The 17,177-nt window shown below is 50.8% G+C and carries 14 protein-coding genes and 3 tRNA genes; 4 read left to right on the top strand and 13 right to left on the bottom strand.

Annotated elements, in window-relative coordinates; genetic code table 11:
• Window positions 1–4 precede the first annotated feature (4 nt).
• Window positions 5–1,495, top strand: coding sequence for an inorganic phosphate transporter (locus tag DHN43_RS25565; protein WP_193775952.1), 1,491 nt, complete (start codon window positions 5–7; stop codon window positions 1,493–1,495).
• A gap of 354 nt (window positions 1,496–1,849) precedes the next feature.
• Here the strand turns inward: DHN43_RS25565 and DHN43_RS25570 are convergent.
• The 4 genes from DHN43_RS25570 to DHN43_RS25585 all read right to left on the bottom strand — a co-directional run bounded on the left by DHN43_RS25570 (window position 1,850) and on the right by DHN43_RS25585 (window position 3,410).
• Window positions 1,850–1,926 (bottom strand) — tRNA-Pro (locus DHN43_RS25570).
• Between the two features lie 22 nt (window positions 1,927–1,948).
• A tRNA-Pro gene (locus tag DHN43_RS25575) sits at window positions 1,949–2,025 on the bottom strand.
• Between the two features lie 21 nt (window positions 2,026–2,046).
• A tRNA-Pro gene (locus DHN43_RS25580) sits at window positions 2,047–2,123 on the bottom strand.
• 390 nt (window positions 2,124–2,513) lie between these two features.
• A complete protein-coding gene (locus DHN43_RS25585) occupies window positions 2,514–3,410 on the bottom strand; it encodes a tetratricopeptide repeat protein (RefSeq protein ID WP_208986665.1) in 897 nt (298 codons plus the stop codon).
• 593 nt (window positions 3,411–4,003) lie between these two features.
• Here DHN43_RS25585 and parE point away from each other — a divergent pair.
• From parE to DHN43_RS25600, 3 genes are all read left to right on the top strand, one after another.
• On the top strand, window positions 4,004–6,094 hold the full coding sequence (gene parE, locus DHN43_RS25590) for a DNA topoisomerase IV subunit B (RefSeq protein ID WP_063296834.1): 2,091 nt from the start codon (window positions 4,004–4,006) through the stop codon (window positions 6,092–6,094).
• Between the two features lie 207 nt (window positions 6,095–6,301).
• Complete coding sequence (locus tag DHN43_RS25595) at window positions 6,302–7,735, top strand: DEAD/DEAH box helicase (RefSeq protein ID WP_057465156.1); 1,434 nt, start codon at window positions 6,302–6,304, stop codon at window positions 7,733–7,735.
• Window positions 7,736–7,845: 110 nt separating this feature from the next.
• Entirely contained in the window at window positions 7,846–8,904 is a 1,059-nt protein-coding gene (locus DHN43_RS25600) for a GGDEF domain-containing protein (RefSeq protein ID WP_108820542.1), read from the top strand.
• Between the two features lie 13 nt (window positions 8,905–8,917).
• Here DHN43_RS25600 and DHN43_RS25605 read toward each other — a convergent pair whose 3' ends face one another.
• The 9 genes from DHN43_RS25605 to DHN43_RS25645 form a co-directional block, all read right to left on the bottom strand.
• The gene (locus DHN43_RS25605; protein WP_108820543.1) at window positions 8,918–9,328 is read right to left on the bottom strand and encodes a TfoX/Sxy family protein; all 411 of its coding nucleotides are present in this window, start codon (window positions 9,326–9,328) and stop codon (window positions 8,918–8,920) included.
• A 115-nt stretch (window positions 9,329–9,443) separates the two neighbouring features.
• Window positions 9,444–10,103, bottom strand: a complete 660-nt coding sequence (gene tenA / locus DHN43_RS25610; RefSeq protein ID WP_108820544.1) for a thiaminase II — start codon at window positions 10,101–10,103, stop codon at window positions 9,444–9,446.
• Window positions 10,104–10,145: 42 nt separating this feature from the next.
• Window positions 10,146–10,523: a HesB/IscA family protein gene (locus DHN43_RS25615; protein ID WP_057465160.1), complete on the bottom strand. Its 378-nt coding sequence runs from the start codon at window positions 10,521–10,523 to the stop codon at window positions 10,146–10,148.
• A gap of 65 nt (window positions 10,524–10,588) precedes the next feature.
• Window positions 10,589–10,984, bottom strand: a complete 396-nt coding sequence (locus DHN43_RS25620) for an SUF system Fe-S cluster assembly protein (RefSeq protein ID WP_063288640.1) — start codon at window positions 10,982–10,984, stop codon at window positions 10,589–10,591.
• Window positions 10,985–10,989: 5 nt separating this feature from the next.
• Window positions 10,990–12,237, bottom strand: coding sequence for a cysteine desulfurase (locus tag DHN43_RS25625; protein ID WP_108820545.1), 1,248 nt, complete (start codon window positions 12,235–12,237; stop codon window positions 10,990–10,992).
• Window positions 12,234–13,517, bottom strand: coding sequence for a Fe-S cluster assembly protein SufD (gene sufD / locus DHN43_RS25630; RefSeq protein ID WP_108820546.1), 1,284 nt, complete (start codon window positions 13,515–13,517; stop codon window positions 12,234–12,236). The genes DHN43_RS25625 and sufD overlap by 4 nt, the downstream gene beginning before the upstream one ends.
• Window positions 13,518–13,532: 15 nt before the next feature.
• Window positions 13,533–14,285 carry a Fe-S cluster assembly ATPase SufC gene (sufC, locus tag DHN43_RS25635; protein ID WP_057465164.1) on the bottom strand — a complete coding sequence of 251 codons (753 nt, stop codon included), beginning with the start codon at window positions 14,283–14,285 and terminating at the stop codon, window positions 13,533–13,535.
• A 60-nt stretch (window positions 14,286–14,345) separates the two neighbouring features.
• A complete protein-coding gene (gene sufB, locus DHN43_RS25640) occupies window positions 14,346–15,818 on the bottom strand; it encodes a Fe-S cluster assembly protein SufB (RefSeq protein WP_057465165.1) in 1,473 nt (490 codons plus the stop codon).
• Between the two features lie 151 nt (window positions 15,819–15,969).
• Entirely contained in the window at window positions 15,970–17,127 is a 1,158-nt protein-coding gene (locus DHN43_RS25645) for a cysteine desulfurase family protein (RefSeq protein WP_063304929.1), read from the bottom strand.
• Window positions 17,128–17,177: the final 50 nt, after the last annotated feature.

Below are 17,177 nucleotides of genomic sequence, written 5' to 3' on the forward strand. Positions count from 1 at the left end.
CAGCATGTCTAACCTTAGAAAAAAGCCTACTCTAGACAAAGACTTAGATAAGTTTTCCAGGCTAGAGCTGGCCGGCAACGCAATGGCACGTCCATTGGTTGCTCCTGCGGTCGCATTTGTTTTTCTAATGTTCGCTATGGCGATGGCTGGTTTTTATGTCTCTGACCATCCAAACGCTATTATTATTGTTGCTGCTGCAGGTATTGGTGCCTATCTGGCGATCAATATCGGTGCAAATGATGTAGCCAACAATGTGGGCCCATCTGTTGGCTCTAAAGCTCTTACCATTGGCGGCGCCTTGCTGCTTGCTGCCATTTTTGAGAGCGCTGGCGCTTTGATTGCCGGTGGTGACGTCGTGAAGACGGTCTCCAAGGGCATTATCGACGCAACGCAAGTGACAGATTACACAGACTTTGTGAAGCTGATGCTCGCGGCGCTGATCTCTGCGGCTGTCTGGCTGAACCTTGCAACATGGATCGGCGCTCCCGTCTCCACCACCCACTCTATCGTTGGTGGTGTGATGGGCGGCGGCATTGCTGCTGCTGGCTTTGGCTCTGTCAGCTGGGGCACAATGTCCGGCATTGCCGCAAGCTGGGTCATCTCCCCGGTTCTTGGCGGTATTATTGCGGCCTTGTTCCTGGCCTTCATCAAATCCTTCATTATCTACCAGCAAGACAAGATTGCCGCTGCCCGTCGCTGGGTGCCGCTGCTGATCGCAATCATGGCCGCTGCGTTTGCTACTTATCTGGCAATGAAGGGTCTGAAGAAGATCGTAAAGATCGACATTGAGGTCGCTCTGCTGCTTGGCGCAATTGCCTTTGTTGCTGCATTGGCTATTTGTCGTCCGTTAATCCGCAAGCAGTCTGAAGGTATGGAAAACCGGAACCAGTCTCTGCGTATCCTGTTCCGCTGGCCTTTGATTTTCTCCGCAGCACTTCTTTCCTTCGCCCACGGTGCGAACGATGTTGCAAATGCGATTGGTCCTCTTGCTGCGATCGTGCACACCGTTCAGGAAGGTGGCATTGCGAAAGCTGTGACAATTCCTCTCTGGGTTATGCTGATCGGTGCGTTTGGTATTTCTTTCGGTCTGATGCTGTTTGGTCCTAAACTGATCCGCATGGTCGGCGAAAAGATCACCAAGCTGAACCCGATGCGCGCTTATTGTGTCTCCCTATCTGCTGCGATAACAGTGATCTTTGCTAGCTGGCTGGGACTTCCGGTGAGCTCTACTCACATTGCAGTTGGCGCAATCTTCGGCGTTGGCTTCTTCCGTGAGTGGTACACAATGAAGTCCAAGCGCCGTATTGCTTTCGTGAAAGAAAGCACCGGCATGGAAAGCTATAAGCAGAACACTGTGAAAGAAGACGAAAAGCGCCGCATGCTGGTGCGTCGCTCGCACTTCATGACCATCATTGCTGCTTGGGTAATTACGGTTCCGTTGGCCGCAATCCTGTCAGCTGCTCTGTTCTACGTGCTGGATCTCTTCGTGTTCTAAGCAGGTTTCACAGTTGTACGATTTAAGAAGCCCGGAGGCCCTCGCCTTCGGGCTTTTTCTATGTGCGCATTGGCTGCAGTTTTATGGTGAGGATTGCAGCTTCTCAGTAGAGCATTTTAAAGGGACCGTAGAGCGCTAGCTTGCACTTAGGGTGACCTATGTCGAGACTGAATGAGGAGCGCTGCCAGCAACCTTCCCTGCACGTTTTAATCAAAGAGCGGTGCAGCTGAATGAGACGTGTGACAGTAGATGCAAATGGAGCGCTACTTTGTGCAGATTTGAGGGCACAAAAGCATAAAAGGCAGCGATGCTGACTACTTAAATTATTAAATTTTGGGGAAGAAGAAGGGAAGATGGTCGGAGCAGCAGGATTCGAACCTGCGACCCTCTGGTCCCAAACCAGATGCGCTACCAGGCTGCGCTATGCTCCGAACTGATCTTCGGGTCGATAGATGGTCGGAGCAGCAGGATTCGAACCTGCGACCCTCTGGTCCCAAACCAGATGCGCTACCAGGCTGCGCTATGCTCCGATCTATCTTCGTGTTGATGAATGGTCGGAGCAGCAGGATTCGAACCTGCGACCCTCTGGTCCCAAACCAGATGCGCTACCAGGCTGCGCTATGCTCCGATCTCATCAACGTGACGCCCCGCGGCGTCTTGTTGAGGCAGGTATATAGGCAGAGTTTTAAAGCTTGGCAAGCGTGTTTTATAGTTTTTCCCAAATCATGCGAGAAAATTTCGAAAACTGCATCCTGCTGTTGAAAAGACTGAAATTTCAGAGGCTTAAACAATGTACGTGAAGACTGTGAAAATTTTAGCTTTTCTGCGACGTGCAGACAAAAAAAGAGGGTGAGCGCAAAAGGCTCACCCCAAGTACATTCCAGAGACCCGCAATCGGGGTCTACAATCGCCAAACAGAGGTCAATAACAAAACTTGAATATTGAACTCATGTTTTAAATCGCAGAAATAACCTGAGTGGTCAAGTCATATTTTAAAAGAAAATCAGAAGAGAGTGGATTAGTTGCTTGAAGCAATCACGTGGCCGCGCTTAACCAGCCATGCGTCTGCCCATTCAGCAGAATTGCGACGCTCTTTTTCTGAGGCGAGAGAAAATGCCTTCTCGTGGAGAGAGACGATCCAGGCGTCATTATCACCGCCAACCACTTGCCGGCGTGCCAGGGTCATCCATTTGAGACCTGTCATGCGTGCGGTTGTCAGTTCTTCTGTAAAGTACAGCAGTTCACCAAATTTGGCCTGCGCTCCGACATGGCCTTTTACGGCTGCGAGCTTCAACCAACGGGCAGCCAATCGGCGGTCATAATCTGGCAGCTTATCGTTGAGATACATGATGCCGAGATTGTACTGCGCATCCGCATCGCCAAAGTAGGAGGCAGCGTAAGTGAACACCTCACGTGCTTTGTGCGTGTTCTGTTTAACCGGGCTGTCGCCAATACCTGTCAGGAAGTAGCGACCCAGTTCAACAAGAGCGCTTGCGACAAATGGGGCTGAACGTGCTTTGGGGCCATCGGAAGAGTATTCGCGCACGACCTGGGAAAAATACTGAAACGCCTGAAGATCATCTTCCGGCACACCGTCTCCTTGCGCGTACATCCTGCCGAGCTTCCAGGCTGCCATAGCCTGTCCGTTTTCAGCAGCGTAGCGAAGTGGAGAGAGTGCCTTGTCTTTTTCACCGGAGTAGTAAGCGCGGGCCCCTTCCCTCAAGGCTTGCTGAGGTGTGACATTTGCCATCTGATTGACGGCAGCCATTGCACTTGCGCTTTTGTTGGTATCCAGAGCATGTGCACTGTTGAGTGCGAGAAGAGTAAGAACCGAGGCGCAGCTCAAGCTTGTTACAAGACGCGTCAACGCATTGTGGTGCGTTCCCATTTCATCTTTAAACAGAGCTTTTATCAAAGTGCCTCACTTGACCACTGCCTACTTGTCAGTGGTTCTGACTTCTTATCTTTTCATACCGTCGTTGTGTGATCAGGCTATGAAAGGAAAAAATGTCAATTTTGTTTCCAAAGGTGACATACCTTCAAATTGTCACAAATGATCTTACAAATGCCTAGCTTTCTATCTGATTGACAAAAATCCTACACAGTTCGACCATCTCTCAAACATGGACAAGGCAAACTATCCAATTTGCCATTCATGAACCAGTGTCAGTTTCCACCATTCGGGTCAGCGCAAAATGCTGTTGCATGCTCGCAACAATCTGCAGCAGATGACGTAACTGCCGTGTGTATGTCCGGTGTAAAGTTTTGATCACAGGCCTTGGGGCAATCACAAATGCTATTTGTATTTTCGCCGCGAATGGCGCATATGGCATCAGATGCCCGCTTTTGGTGGGGGTCGGCACATTCAGGTAAGCGAAAAAGCGTATGTCTGGCGCTTACCCACAAGGAACAAGAGTAGAACTCCGGCAGATCTTTGCCCTTTTCTCTCAGTCCTGCAAGACTGCCGTTTGATTCGAGACTATTTAAGCGCAAGACCAAAGAGGTACGATGAGCACGCCTGATGATCTGTTTGCAGATGTTACCAAAAGCATGGATGAGCTGACATCCTCTTCTGGCAGCACTGAGAAGAAACAAGCACCAGCCGCAAGCGCACCGACCTCACCTGCAAAGCCATCATCCGCAGGCAAGGCCGCTCCTATCGGCGCTGAGGGTGATTACACAGCAGCTGACATTGAAGTGCTTGAAGGTCTGGAGCCTGTGCGTCGCCGCCCGGGAATGTATATTGGCGGCACGGATGAAAAGGCGCTGCACCACCTGTTCGCTGAAGTGATTGACAACTCCATGGATGAGGCCGTTGCAGGCCACGCCAGCTGGATTGATGTCTCTCTGGGCGATGATGGCTACCTGACCATTACTGATAATGGCCGCGGTATCCCGATTGATCCGCATCCTAAATATAAAGACAAGTCCGCGCTGGAAGTCATTATGACGACCCTGCATGCCGGCGGTAAGTTTGACAGCAAAGTCTATGAGACCTCTGGTGGTCTGCATGGTGTGGGGATTTCCGTTGTAAACGCGCTCTCCGAAGAACTGGTCGTTGAGGTTGCGCGTAACCGCAAGCTGTATCGCCAGACGTTCCGTCGTGGCCTTGCTGATGGCGGCCTAGAGCTGGTGGGTGATGTTCACAACCGCCGTGGCACCATGGTGCGGTTTAAGCCGGATGCGGAAATATTCGGCAAGACACTCAAGTTCAAACCCGCCCGTTTGATGAAGATGGCGCGGTCCAAGGCCTACCTGTTTGGTGGTGTGGAGATTCGTTGGCGCTGTGCCAAGGCTCTTGCCGATGAAGCCAATGGAGTGCCTGAGACTGCGACTTTCCATTTCCCTGGCGGCCTGAAGGATTATCTGGAAGAGGCTCTTGGTAAAGAGCGCCGCGTTACTGACGAAGTTTTTGCAGGACGGACACAGGCGACAGGTAAGCATGGCTCAGTTGAATGGGCTGTTGCCTGGTTTGCTGGCGACGGGTTCGTCAACTCTTACTGTAACACTGTTCCAACACCTGAAGGTGGAACGCATGAAACGGGCCTGCGCTATGCCCTGCTCCGCGGCCTGAAGGCCTATGGCGAGCTGATTGGCAACAAGAAGGCTTCCATTATTACGGGTGACGACGTTTTAACGTCAGCAGCTGGTATGCTTTCCGTGTTCGTGCGCGAGCCTGAGTTTGTTGGTCAGACAAAAGACAAGCTGGCCACGAATGAGGCAACCCGTATTGCTGAAAACGCCGTCCGCGATGCGTTTGACCACTGGCTGACCGCTTCTCCTAATCAGGCAAACAAACTGCTTGAGTGGGTCGTTGATCGTGCTGAAGAGCGCTTGAAGCGTCGCCAGGAGAAGGACGTCGCGCGTAAAACTGCAGTTCGTCGCCTTCGTCTGCCCGGCAAGCTCGCAGATTGCTCAACAAGCAAATCTGATGGCACTGAACTGTTTATCGTGGAGGGTGATTCCGCGGGTGGTTCAGCGAAACAAGCTCGTAATCGTGCAACACAGGCCGTTTTGCCATTGCGTGGTAAGATCCTGAACGTTGCGAACGCTGGCCGGGATAAGCTGGTCGCAAACCAATTGCTGTCAGATCTCATTCAGGCACTTGGGTGTGGGACGCGATCCAACTACGATGACAAAGATCTGCGCTATGAGCGTATTGTTATCATGACTGATGCGGACGTAGATGGTGCGCATATCGCAGCCCTTCTCATCACATTCTTTTATAAAGAGATGCCGGATCTGGTCAATAACGGTCACCTCTACCTTGCTGTTCCTCCGCTGTACCGGATCAGTCAGGGTGGTAAGACGCTTTATGCCCGGGATGACGAACATCGTGAGCAGCTTTTGAAAACCAGCTTCAAGAAGAATGGCAAGATCGAAATTGGCCGCTTTAAGGGGCTTGGTGAGATGTTGCCTGCTCAGCTGAAGGAAACCACCATGGATCCGAAGCGTCGGACGCTGCTTAAAGTGGTTGTTGGCGAGGATGAAGTGAGTGAAACCCGCAATGCGGTTGAGCAGCTGATGGGCAATAAACCTGAGGCACGCTTCAACTTTATTCAGGAGCGAGCAGAGTTCGCGACTGATCTGGATATTTAAAAGACCCTTAATTCTGAATAGTTGCTGAGTTTTGCGTAGGTTATAACTCGGCAACCTTGGCATAACTTGAAGGAATATATCGGTTATACCGCAGAATTTATTGACAACGCTGCTTAGAAATGTAGTGTTCCGCCAAACTGGTTGGAGAAACCTGTAACTCATACGGCTTCCAGCTTCTCTCCTCAATTATCGTAAAGAACATGAAATATGTCGTTTTCCACTCTCGGACTTAGTGAGAAAGTTCTCGCCGCTGTAGAAGCCTCTGGCTATACAGAACCGACTGCCATTCAGGCAGGCGCCATCCCTTACGTTCTCGAACGTAGAGATGTCCTCGGGATTGCTCAAACTGGAACCGGGAAAACGGCAAGCTTTACGCTGCCGATGATTACTCTTCTGGAAAAAGGCCGTGCGCGCGCCCGGATGCCAAGAACTCTTATTCTTGAGCCGACCCGTGAGCTTGCAGCGCAGGTGGAAGACAACTTCAATCGATATGGCGTCAATCACAAGCTGAACGTCGCACTGCTGATCGGCGGAGTTTCCTTTGCTGAGCAAGACCGCAAGCTTGAGCGTGGCGCTGATGTTCTGATTGCAACACCTGGCCGCCTGCTTGATCATTTCGAGCGCGGTAAGCTGCTGTTGCAGGGCGTTGATATCCTCGTGATCGATGAAGCCGACCGCATGCTGGATATGGGCTTCATTCCAGACATCGAGCGCATCTGTAAGCTTATCCCGTTCACGCGCCAGACCCTGTTCTTCTCAGCAACTATGCCGACTGAGATTCAGCGTTTGACTGACACGTTCTTGCAGAACCCTGCAAAGGTGGAAGTGGCGAAAGCTTCTACAACTGCGGATACTGTAACGCAGCGCATTGCGGCGGCTGATGCGGAAGACTACGAGAAGCGCGCGAAATTGCGCGAGCTGATCGAAGGTGCTGAAGATCTGCAGAATGCGATCGTGTTCTGTAACCGCAAACGCGATGTAGCTACCCTCTTCCGTTCGCTTGTGCGTCATGAGTTCTCTGTTGGTGCACTTCACGGTGACATGGACCAGCGCTCTCGCATGACCATGCTGGACAACTTCAAAAAGGGTCACATCAAGGTTCTGGTGGCCAGTGATGTTGCTGCACGTGGTCTTGACATTCCAACCGTGAGCCACGTCTTTAACTTTGATCTTCCTATTCATGCAGAAGATTACGTCCACCGTATTGGACGTACCGGGCGTGCGGGCCGTGAAGGTACTGCGATTTCCATTGTGACGGGCAAGGACCAGAAAGCATTGCAAGCGATTAACGACGTGATTGGTAAAGAGCTCGAGTGGGTCGGAGAGCCGGTTGATTTCTCCAAGCCTGCCGATGACAAAAAGTCTCGCCGCCGCTCTACCCGCACTCCAAAAGAAAAAAGCCGCTCACGCAAGCCTAAGGCTGAAGTTCAGGAAGCAGCAGTTCAGGAAACCGAATCTGTACCAGCTGGCCTTGAAGAGCAACCTGTGGTTCCAATGCACGCTGAGCGTCGTGCTGCTCCACCTCGTCCAAGAGGCGGTCGCCGCGCTAATCAACCTAAAGATGATGCAATTTTCCGTAATGCAAGCCACGTTCCGGCCTTCCTGCTGCGGGAAACTCGTTCCAAAGTTCAAAGCCGATAGCCCATTTTCCTGAGGTTAACCACTGGTTAGGTATATCCCATTAAATAAGCTAATGTTAAATTAGCTTATAAATTATGGGGTAGCCCTTTCCGTGACGCGGTGATGCAATCATGAGTCAAGAAGACGAGTTCAAGCGTACGATTGTTTATGCAGACAGTGCGCTCGATTACATCAAGACGAATAAGCTTCCAGCGTTTCCACGCAACTATGAGCTGTGGTATTCTTACGCTTCCGGGTTTAACCGGGCCCTGAACCGGACCATCAATAAGATTCTTGCCCGTGATGGCAAAATTTCTCCTGAAGAGACTCAGAAGATCTATAACCGCTTTTTGTCGCCGAACCGTTTGGGTGAGCGCATTGACGAAGTTGGCGACAAGATCTCTGAGGAAGTTCGGGAACTGATTTCGGCGCTTGATAAAGGAACACTCAAAACCACCGAATACGGTGAAGAGCTGGCCCGTACATTGAGCGCTCTTGAGAACGTCAGTGATCGTTCTCAACTTTCCCAACTTGTCATTCATCTTGCAAAACTGACCACTGAAACCGCTGAAAGCAATCAAGAGCTTCGCGAACAGCTGGTTGATTCTCGTCGTCAGATCGGCGTCTTGCAGGAAGGTTTGGAGGCGATCCGTTATGAATCGCTCACCGATGAACTGACCACACTGAACAACCGCAAGCATTTCGATCAGAGTCTTGTGCGTGCGGTTAAGGAGACAGAAGAGAGCCATGCTCCCCTCTCCTTGTTGATTTCAGATATCGATCACTTCAAGCAGTTCAATGACAACTACGGACACCAGACCGGCGACCAGGTTCTTCGACTTGTGGCGCTGGCGGTGAAGCAGAATGTCAAGAACAACGATATTGCGTGTCGTTATGGTGGTGAAGAGTTTGGCATCATTCTGCCAAGAACTACCATTGAAGATGCCAAGGTGATTGCGGAGAAGATCCGTAAGAACGTTGTGGCGAAAGAACTCGTGAAGCGTTCCACCGGTGAGAACCTTGGTCGCATCACAATCTCTATTGGCATTTCAACTTTCCGGTCTGGCGACAGTGCAGAAAGCATGGTGTCTCGTGCGGACCTTGCGCTTTATGCTGCCAAGAAAGCTGGCCGCAACCTCGTGAAAGCTGAGGAAGAGAAGAAGATCCCCAGCGTGACACAGGTTGCTTGAGCAGCGCTAATTTTTAAAATAGAAACGTATTCGAGACGGCAGACCGTATGACTGCCGTCTTTTTTTGTCGGCTATCCAAGGCCGAAGAGGCTTTCGCACTCTCCTTGGCTTGAGCAAGTTGGCGTATTGCCTTTGCAATCCATCGTGTCAACTGGACTTCATCCTCGACAATATTCAGCGGAACCGAATAGAAGTTCGTCGGGAAATACTCTCCAAAACACTGATGAATGTAAGGCAGCTGACCAGTCAGCAAAAAGTCGGCCACGTTATTGGATCCCGCTTTGAGATAGAGTGACTTTTCACGAACGAGGGCAAACATTTTGCCATTTATGTAATATCCGTGTCCGCCAAACATGGGGCGGCAACGGATATTCTTCAGGAATACAGGGCGTTTATCAGATAGAAAGAATGAGGATAAAGACATAAGCAATCACCAAAAGATATAAATATATTGAAAGCTTGCAATATTCAGTCGAAGATCGACAAGATTATTGCTCGTTTCATCCACTCACAGAAATGTGATGTGTTCTTTTAAGTGATTATAGCTCGAGGCCCATCTGCCAGAAATTGGCCTCAAGTCTAGTGGCCTCTCTAAATATTCTAGACAATTTGGCGTAGCGTGCCTCAGTTGCGTAGAGCGCGCCGAGATCATCGATTTCCTTCACCGCATCAGCGGCGAGTTCCTGATACTCATCACTGGAGTATTCTTTGATCCATTCTGCATATGGATTGCTTGGATCTAGTGCCCCATCTTGCTTTGCCAGCTCGGCACCAATTTCCCCATAACCAATAGCGCAAGGTGCGAGTGCAACTTTCAGGTCGAGCATATCGCCCTTCATTGCGGTGTCGAGAACATACCGGGTGTATGCAAGATTTGCTGGCTCTTCCGGAGTTGCGACAATCTCGTTTTCAGACAGCCCCCAACTTTCGCAAAGGCGGATGTGAAGGCTCATCTCTACTTCAAGAATGCCCTTTGCGGAGGAAAGACATTTTCGCATCTGAGCAAGGTCAGTGGACTTGTACATGCCAAGCGCATAGGCGCGTGCGAACTCAATCAGGAAGAGATAGTCTTGGACGAGGTACTTCTTAAACGCTGCAATTGGCAGAGTTCCATCGCCAAGGCCCTGGACAAATTCATGTTTAGTGTAGGAATGCCACGTCTCGAGATTATCGTTTTTCAATGAATTAAAAAGAGACACGGCATCCCACCTATTGCCGTAGCTGCTCAGACTTGAGCGCTACTAGTTTTTCTGAGCAAACTTTGAAAGATCAGCTGGCAGCAGCTCTACGGATTCACCGCAACCGCATGCAGAGACTTCATTTGGATTTTTGAACGTAAAACCTGAGCGGAATTTCGTCGTTTCAAAACCCATTTCCGTTCCAAGCAGATAAAGCGTAGCTGCTGGATCGACAAAGACTTTTACGCCTTTATCTTCAACAACATCATCGCCGGACTTTGCTTCTGTTACCAGATCCAGTTCGTACTCCATGCCCGCACAGCCACCTGTTTTTATGGCGACACGCAAACCGAGTGGATCGGCATCACTTGCTTCAAGCAAAGTACGAATGTAATCAGCTGCTTCGTCCGTCAGCGATAGTACCTGAAATCCTGAGGCCATTTTGCACCCTCCATGGGCACCTCAACACTGTCGAGGTGCCATACATTGTAAGCGCTATTCGAACCTTAGAAGAAGTTCAACGCAACGCGAGCTTCGTCAGACATGCGGCTAGGATCCCATGGAGGATCAAAGGTCATATCCACTTGCACGGTGCCAACGCCTGGTACAGAGCTTACTGCGTTTTCTACCCAAATTGGCATTTCGCCAGCAACCGGGCAGCCTGGAGCGGTCAAAGTCATGTCGATTTTGACCGCGCGGTCGTCCTCGATATCAACCTTGTAGATTAAGCCAAGCTCGTAGATATCGACCGGAATTTCCGGATCGAATACGGTTTTCATCGCAGCAATGATATCGCCGGTCAAACGCTCCAGCTCTTCCGCAGGGATTGCGGAGCTCTGGTTGATTTCCGGAGTTGTCAAAGGTCCGTCAGAGAACTCGCTTGTTTGTGTGTTGTCTGTCATAGGTCCTAACCAAACATCATCTGCGCTTTACGCAAGGCTTCTACCAGGCGGTCGACTTCATCATGGGTGTTGTACAGGCCAAAACTTGCACGGCATGTACTGGTCACGCCGTAGCGCGCCAGCAAAGGTTGCGCGCAATGCGTACCGGCCCGAACTGCAACGCCCGCTCTGTCAATCACCATCGAGATATCGTGGGCGTGAACCCCCTCAATCTCAAAGGAGAAGATCGATCCCTTATCCTTGGCGTTACCAAAGATCTTCAGGGAATTGACTTCCTTTAAGCGCTGCTCTGCATAATCACGTAGGGACGCTTCATGCAATGCGATATTTTCGCGCCCCAGACTCTCCATATAGTCAAGGGCGGCCCCTAATCCAATAGCCTGAACGATTGGCGGGGTACCAGCCTCGAAACGATGCGGAGCTTCAGCATAGGTGACAAGACACTCGGTCACGTCCTTGATCATCTCACCACCGCCCTGGAATGGGCGCATCTTGTTGAGAATCTCTTTCTTGCCGTAGAGCACGCCGATGCCGCTTGGACCGTAGAGCTTATGCCCGGTGATCGCATAGAAGTCACAGCCAATATCCTGAACGTCGACAGGCATGTGCACTGCACTTTGCGAGCCGTCGATCAGCACTTTTGCACCACGTTCGTGCGCAAGGCGCGTGACTTCTTTCACTGGAACCACAGTTCCGGTGACGTTGGACATATGGGTCATCGCGACGATTTTGGTGCGATCTGTCAGGAGTTTTTCAAACTCATCCAGCAGAAACGTTCCATCTTCTGCAATGGGTGCCCATTTGATGACAGCGCCTTTGCGTTCCCGAAGGAAGTTCCAAGGCACGATGTTGGAATGGTGCTCCATGATGGAGATGATGATTTCATCGCCTTCCTGGATGTCATCTTCCAAACCGTAGGACACAAGGTTGATTGCTTCAGTCGTTGATTTTGTGAAAATAATTTCGTCAACGCTTGGGGCATTCAGGAAGCGGCGCACGGTTTCGCGTGCCGCCTCAAAGTTTTCGGTGGCCGTGTTCGACAGATAGTGTAAGCCACGGTGCACATTGGCATATTCCTGGGTGTAGGCTTTGGTGATTGCATCAATCACCGCCGTCGGCTTTTGGGCTGACGCACCATTATCCAGGTAGACCAACGGCTTGCCATAGACCTGAGTTGAAAGGATCGGAAAATCTTTCCGAACCTTCTCAACATCGTATGGAGCTGTGAAAGCCGTGTTGTCGACCTTGGTCATTCGCTCACCATATCATCGGCATGAAGCCAACTGCGTGTCATTGCTTCCAGCAATTCTACACACTGTTCCTCTTCAAATTCCTCAATAGCTTCTGAAAGGAATGCGAGAACGAGGATTTTGCGTGCCTGCGCTTCTGGAATACCGCGTGCCATGAGGTAGAACAGCAGGTCTTCGTCAATGTCGCCGGTGGTGGAACCGTGGGCGCACTGAACGTCGTCCGCAAAGATTTCCAACTCAGGTTTGGCATTGATTTCAGCGGTATCGCTCAGCAGAAGCGTTTTGATCATCATCTGACCATCAGTCTTCTGAGCTGCTTGTTCCACAATGATCTTGCCCTGGAAAACTGCGCGGGCTTTGTCGTCGACGACAGAACGGTAGTATTCGCGGCTTTCACATCCTGGAACGGCATGCTTCACAAACAGTGTGATATCAGCATGTTGGTTGTCTTTGAGCAGAGATGTTCCGCGCAGGCCAGCATGGGTGTTCTCGCCCTTGAACTCAAGGAAGAGCTGGGCACGAGAGAGCGATGCGCCTTCATTGTAGATGAAGTGCTGGAAATTGGTTTCCGCACCCAGCTCAATGCTAAGCGTCTCGATATGCTGCGCTTTTGCGCTTTCCACCTGCAGCTTCAGCCAGTGCACATCTGCTTTATCACCAACCTTGACCTCTGTGAGGGCGTTGGATTGGTAAGCAGCGTCGGCATCGCCTTCAAAGCTCTCGATAATGAGCGCTTTTGCGCCCGAACCGATCTCAACCGTGGTGCCTGCATAGGAGCTGACTTGGGAACCGTCGGTGTAACGAACGATCTCAATCGGCAGCTCAATCTTTGCATTTGCATCGATCTTGATGCTGATGCCGCCCTGAACCAGAGCCTGATTGAGGTGCGCCATGGCATCATCAGTGCCCAGCTGTGCTGCCAGGAAGCCGTTGGTCTGAGCGATGCTCAAGCCTGCAACATTCTGATCTGAAGACAGTTCTGGCGCATAGCGACCATTGACGATGGCAATGCGGTAGGTCTTCAGATCACCAGCACCCTTCAAAGCATCAGCTTTAGGTGCGGTTTTTGAAGCCAATGCAAATGCATCGTTCATCTTGGTGCGCAGGTCTGTGTAGTGCCACTCTTCAACGCGGCGATGTGGAATACCTTTCGCTTTGAAAGCATCCCACGCCTGTTTGCGTTGATTTGCGTTTTCCTGCGTTGTTTGCGCGAAAATTGCGTCGAACTGAGCGTTCAGGCTCTGCTCTGCTTTTGTCTCTTTGATATTTGCCGGAGCATTCATCGGTTACCCTCCAGCTCAAGCAGCTTCTTCGCCGACGTAATCAGCGTAACCGTTTTTCTCCAGTTCAAGAGCAAGCTCTTTACCGCCGGTTTTCACGATCTTACCTTTGGACAGAACGTGCACGACGTCTGGTACAATGTGGTCCAGCAAACGTTGGTAGTGCGTGATCACGATCATAGAGCGCTCAGGGGAGCGAAGCTGGTTGACGCCTTCAGAAACAACGCGCAGTGCATCGATGTCCAGACCTGAATCTGTTTCATCCAAAACGCACAGAGTTGGTTCCAGCAGAGACATCTGCAGGATCTCAGCGCGCTTCTTTTCGCCGCCGGAGAAGCCAACGTTGAGTGGACGCTTGAGCATGTCTGGCGTCACTTTCAGCTCTTTGGACTTCTCACGTACGAGCTTCATGAAGTCAGGGGTGGAGATTTCATCTTCACCGCGTGCTTTGCGCTGTGCATTCAACGCAGTCTTCAGGAAGGTCATGGTTGCAACACCCGGGATTTCGATCGGGTACTGGAACGCAAGGAACATGCCGGCAGCGGCGCGCTCATCGGCACCAAGCTCAGCCCAGTCAACGCCATTGTAGGAGATGGAGCCCTCAGTGATCTCGTAATCGTCTTTGCCTGCCAATACATATGACAGGGTGGACTTACCAGACCCGTTTGGTCCCATGATCGCGTGGACTTCACCCGGGCGTACAGTCAGGTCAATGCCGCGAAGGATTTTGTTGCCATCAACTTCGGCGTGCAGGTTTTTGATCTCAAGCATCTATCGTTCTCGTCTTTTCAATTCGTCAATAGGTACGAGGCAAACGCGGTGATCCGCGTTTTAGCCCACACTTCCTTCAAGGCTGATCGAAATCAGTTTTTGTGCCTCAACTGCGAATTCCATCGGCAGTTGCTGGATTACGTCCCGGACAAAACCATTCACGATCAATGCGACAGCTTCTTCCTCATCAAGGCCACGGGCCTGACAGTAGAACATCTGGTCGTCAGAGATCTTGGAGGTTGTTGCCTCGTGCTCGAACACCGCTGAGGAGTTCTTGCTTTCGATGTAAGGGACGGTGTGGGCACCGCACTTATCGCCAATGAGAAGCGAGTCACACTGGGTGAAGTTACGTGCGTTAGATGCCTTGCGATGCGCGGAAACCTGCCCGCGATAGGTGTTTTGAGAGACACCTGCGGAGATACCCTTGGAGATAATCCGGCTGGCAGTATTTTTGCCCAGATGGATCATCTTGGTGCCGCTGTCGATCTGCTGGTGACCATTAGAGATCGCAATGGAGTAGAACTCACCTTGTGAGTTATCTCCGCGCAGAATGCAGCTTGGGTATTTCCAAGTGATGGCAGAACCGGTTTCAACCTGTGTCCAAGAGATTTTGGAGTTCTTTTCGCGGCAATCGCCACGCTTGGTCACGAAGTTGTAGATACCGCCTTTGCCTTCAGAGTCGCCTGGGTACCAGTTCTGAACGGTAGAATACTTGATCTGTGCATCTTCCAGAGCAACAAGCTCAACCACAGCAGCGTGCAGCTGGTTTTCATCGCGCTGAGGGGCAGTACACCCTTCCAGATAAGACACATAAGAGCCTTTATCTGCGATGATCAGCGTACGCTCAAACTGGCCTGTGTTCGGCTCGTTGATGCGGAAGTAGGTGGACAGTTCCATTGGGCAACGCACGCCTGGTGGAATGTACACAAACGACCCATCAGAGAACACAGCTGAGTTCAATGTTGCGTAGAAGTTGTCGGAGACCGGAACAACAGACCCAAGGTACTTTTGAACCAGCTCTGGATGCTCACGAATTGCTTCGGAGATCGGGCAGAAAATAACGCCTGCCTTGGCCAGTTCTTCCTTAAAGGTTGTTGCTACTGAAACACTATCGAAAACGGCATCAACTGCGACGCGATTTTCTGGTGCAACACCTGCCAAGATTTCCTGCTCGGACAATGGAATGCCCAGCTTCTTGTAGGTTTCCAGAATCTCTGGATCCACCTCGTCAAGAGACTTGGGTCCCTCACGTTTTTTAGGTGCTGCATAATAATGAAGGTCTTCAAAGTCGATCTTCGGGTAATCAACTCGCGCCCATGTTGGCTCTTCCATCGTCTTCCAACGACGGAACGCTTCCAAGCGCCAATTGAGCATCCATTCGGGTTCGTCTTTTTTAGCCGAAATGTATGCAACGATATCTTCATTGAGCCCTTTGGGAGCAAGCTCACTTTCGATATCGGTTACGAAGCCATATTTATACTGATCAACATCAATTGCTTTGACCTGATCAATTGTTTCCTGGACTGCCGCCATGCTTTGTCTCCATACGCGGTTCAAAGCCGCATTGGGTACGATTATTGGACCCGTTTGCCCTTACTTAACAGATGCTCTGTCGCAACACAGTGCATCCTTATTTATACGAGGGTTTGTCCTCGTTTATTTTTATATACGGCGTTCACCCCTTCTATGTGGGCTTCATTCGTTTATAAATTTTCGTCCAAGCGCCTAAAAAACGCTCAACATCTTCATGGGTTGTCGCCCAACCGAGACTGACCCGGATTGCGCCACGCGCCAATGATTCCGATACTCCCATTGCAAGAAGCACATGGGATGCGCCTACTTTGCCGGATGAACAAGCAGACCCAGATGAAACAGCGACACCAAACAAGTCAAAGTTGATCAGTGCGGTTTCAGCTGAAATCCCTTCAACTGCGAAACACGTCGTGTTGCCAAGACGCGCGACATCTTTACCGAAGATAATCGCATCTGAAGAAAGTTCATTCAGTCTCTCTTCCATATGGTCTCGCAGGCGCGAAATCCTAGCATGTTCATCAGGATTAGTTGATTGCGCTGCCGCAACCGCAAATCCTGCAATGCCTGCCGTATTCTCTGTTCCGGCTCTTCTCCACGATTCTTGTCCGCCACCCGTCAGCAGCGGAATGGGGCGAAAATCACCTTTCCCGAGGATAAGAGCACCAACCCCTTGTGGACCTCCGATTTTATGGGAGGAGATCGACATGGAGTTGCAGCCAATCATGGCCATTGAAAGTGGTTCTTTCCCTGCCATCTGGACTGCATCCACATGGTAGAGATGACCTAAATCTTCTGTGAGAACGCCGATTTCTTGCAGGGGCTGCAAAACACCGGTCTCACTATTGGCAGCCATAACAGAAACCAACGCGGTTTCATCTTCTCCCAGCTTCTCAAGCAATCTGCGCAGTTCACTCACTACCACGCGCCCGTCTTCATCAACGGGAATGCTTTGAACATTTTGGGCTGCAAACCGACCACCAGCTATAATGGATGGGTGTTCGATTGCGCTCACAAAAACCTGGGTCAGAATATAGGGCTCGCCATTTTTTAGCCAAGTGGGCGATAATGCTGTGACGTTTGCCTCTGACGCTCCACTCGTAAAAATGATATTCGCCGGGTTGCCATCTACCAGATCTGCAATTTTGTGCCTTGCATCTTCGATGATGGATCGGGCGCGCCGACCGCTGCTGTGAATAGAGGACGCATTGCCAGCTGCTTTGTAGGCTTCCTGAAGAGCTAAAAGAGATTCTTCCCTCAGCGGAGCGCTGGCGTTATAGTCTAAATATGTCAGTTCACGGTTTATTGTCATAGTTTAACACAGAAAATGGGGTTCTTTAGTGCCCTAATTGGGTCTCTATG

Source organism: Pseudovibrio sp. Alg231-02, from assembly GCF_900143565.1.
Classification (GTDB): domain Bacteria; phylum Pseudomonadota; class Alphaproteobacteria; order Rhizobiales; family Stappiaceae; genus Pseudovibrio.

Excerpts from the sequence above, each read along its gene's own strand:
- sufD (WP_108820546.1), bottom strand. The coding sequence starts at position 13,517 with ATGAATGCTCCGGCAAATATCAAAGAGACAAAAGCAGAGCAGAGCCTG.
- DHN43_RS25605 (WP_108820543.1), bottom strand. The coding sequence starts at position 9,328 with ATGTCTTTATCCTCATTCTTTCTATCTGATAAACGCCCTGTATTCCTG.
- DHN43_RS25615 (WP_057465160.1), bottom strand. The coding sequence starts at position 10,523 with ATGGCCTCAGGATTTCAGGTACTATCGCTGACGGACGAAGCAGCTGAT.
- DHN43_RS25565 (WP_193775952.1), top strand. The coding sequence starts at position 5 with ATGTCTAACCTTAGAAAAAAGCCTACTCTAGACAAAGACTTAGATAAG.
- sufC (WP_057465164.1), bottom strand. The coding sequence starts at position 14,285 with ATGCTTGAGATCAAAAACCTGCACGCCGAAGTTGATGGCAACAAAATC.
- DHN43_RS25625 (WP_108820545.1), bottom strand. The coding sequence starts at position 12,237 with ATGACCAAGGTCGACAACACGGCTTTCACAGCTCCATACGATGTTGAG.
- DHN43_RS25620 (WP_063288640.1), bottom strand. The coding sequence starts at position 10,984 with ATGACAGACAACACACAAACAAGCGAGTTCTCTGACGGACCTTTGACA.
- DHN43_RS25645 (WP_063304929.1), bottom strand. The coding sequence starts at position 17,127 with ATGACAATAAACCGTGAACTGACATATTTAGACTATAACGCCAGCGCT.
- sufB (WP_057465165.1), bottom strand. The coding sequence starts at position 15,818 with ATGGCGGCAGTCCAGGAAACAATTGATCAGGTCAAAGCAATTGATGTT.
- DHN43_RS25595 (WP_057465156.1), top strand. The coding sequence starts at position 6,302 with ATGTCGTTTTCCACTCTCGGACTTAGTGAGAAAGTTCTCGCCGCTGTA.
- DHN43_RS25600 (WP_108820542.1), top strand. The coding sequence starts at position 7,846 with ATGAGTCAAGAAGACGAGTTCAAGCGTACGATTGTTTATGCAGACAGT.
- parE (WP_063296834.1), top strand. The coding sequence starts at position 4,004 with ATGAGCACGCCTGATGATCTGTTTGCAGATGTTACCAAAAGCATGGAT.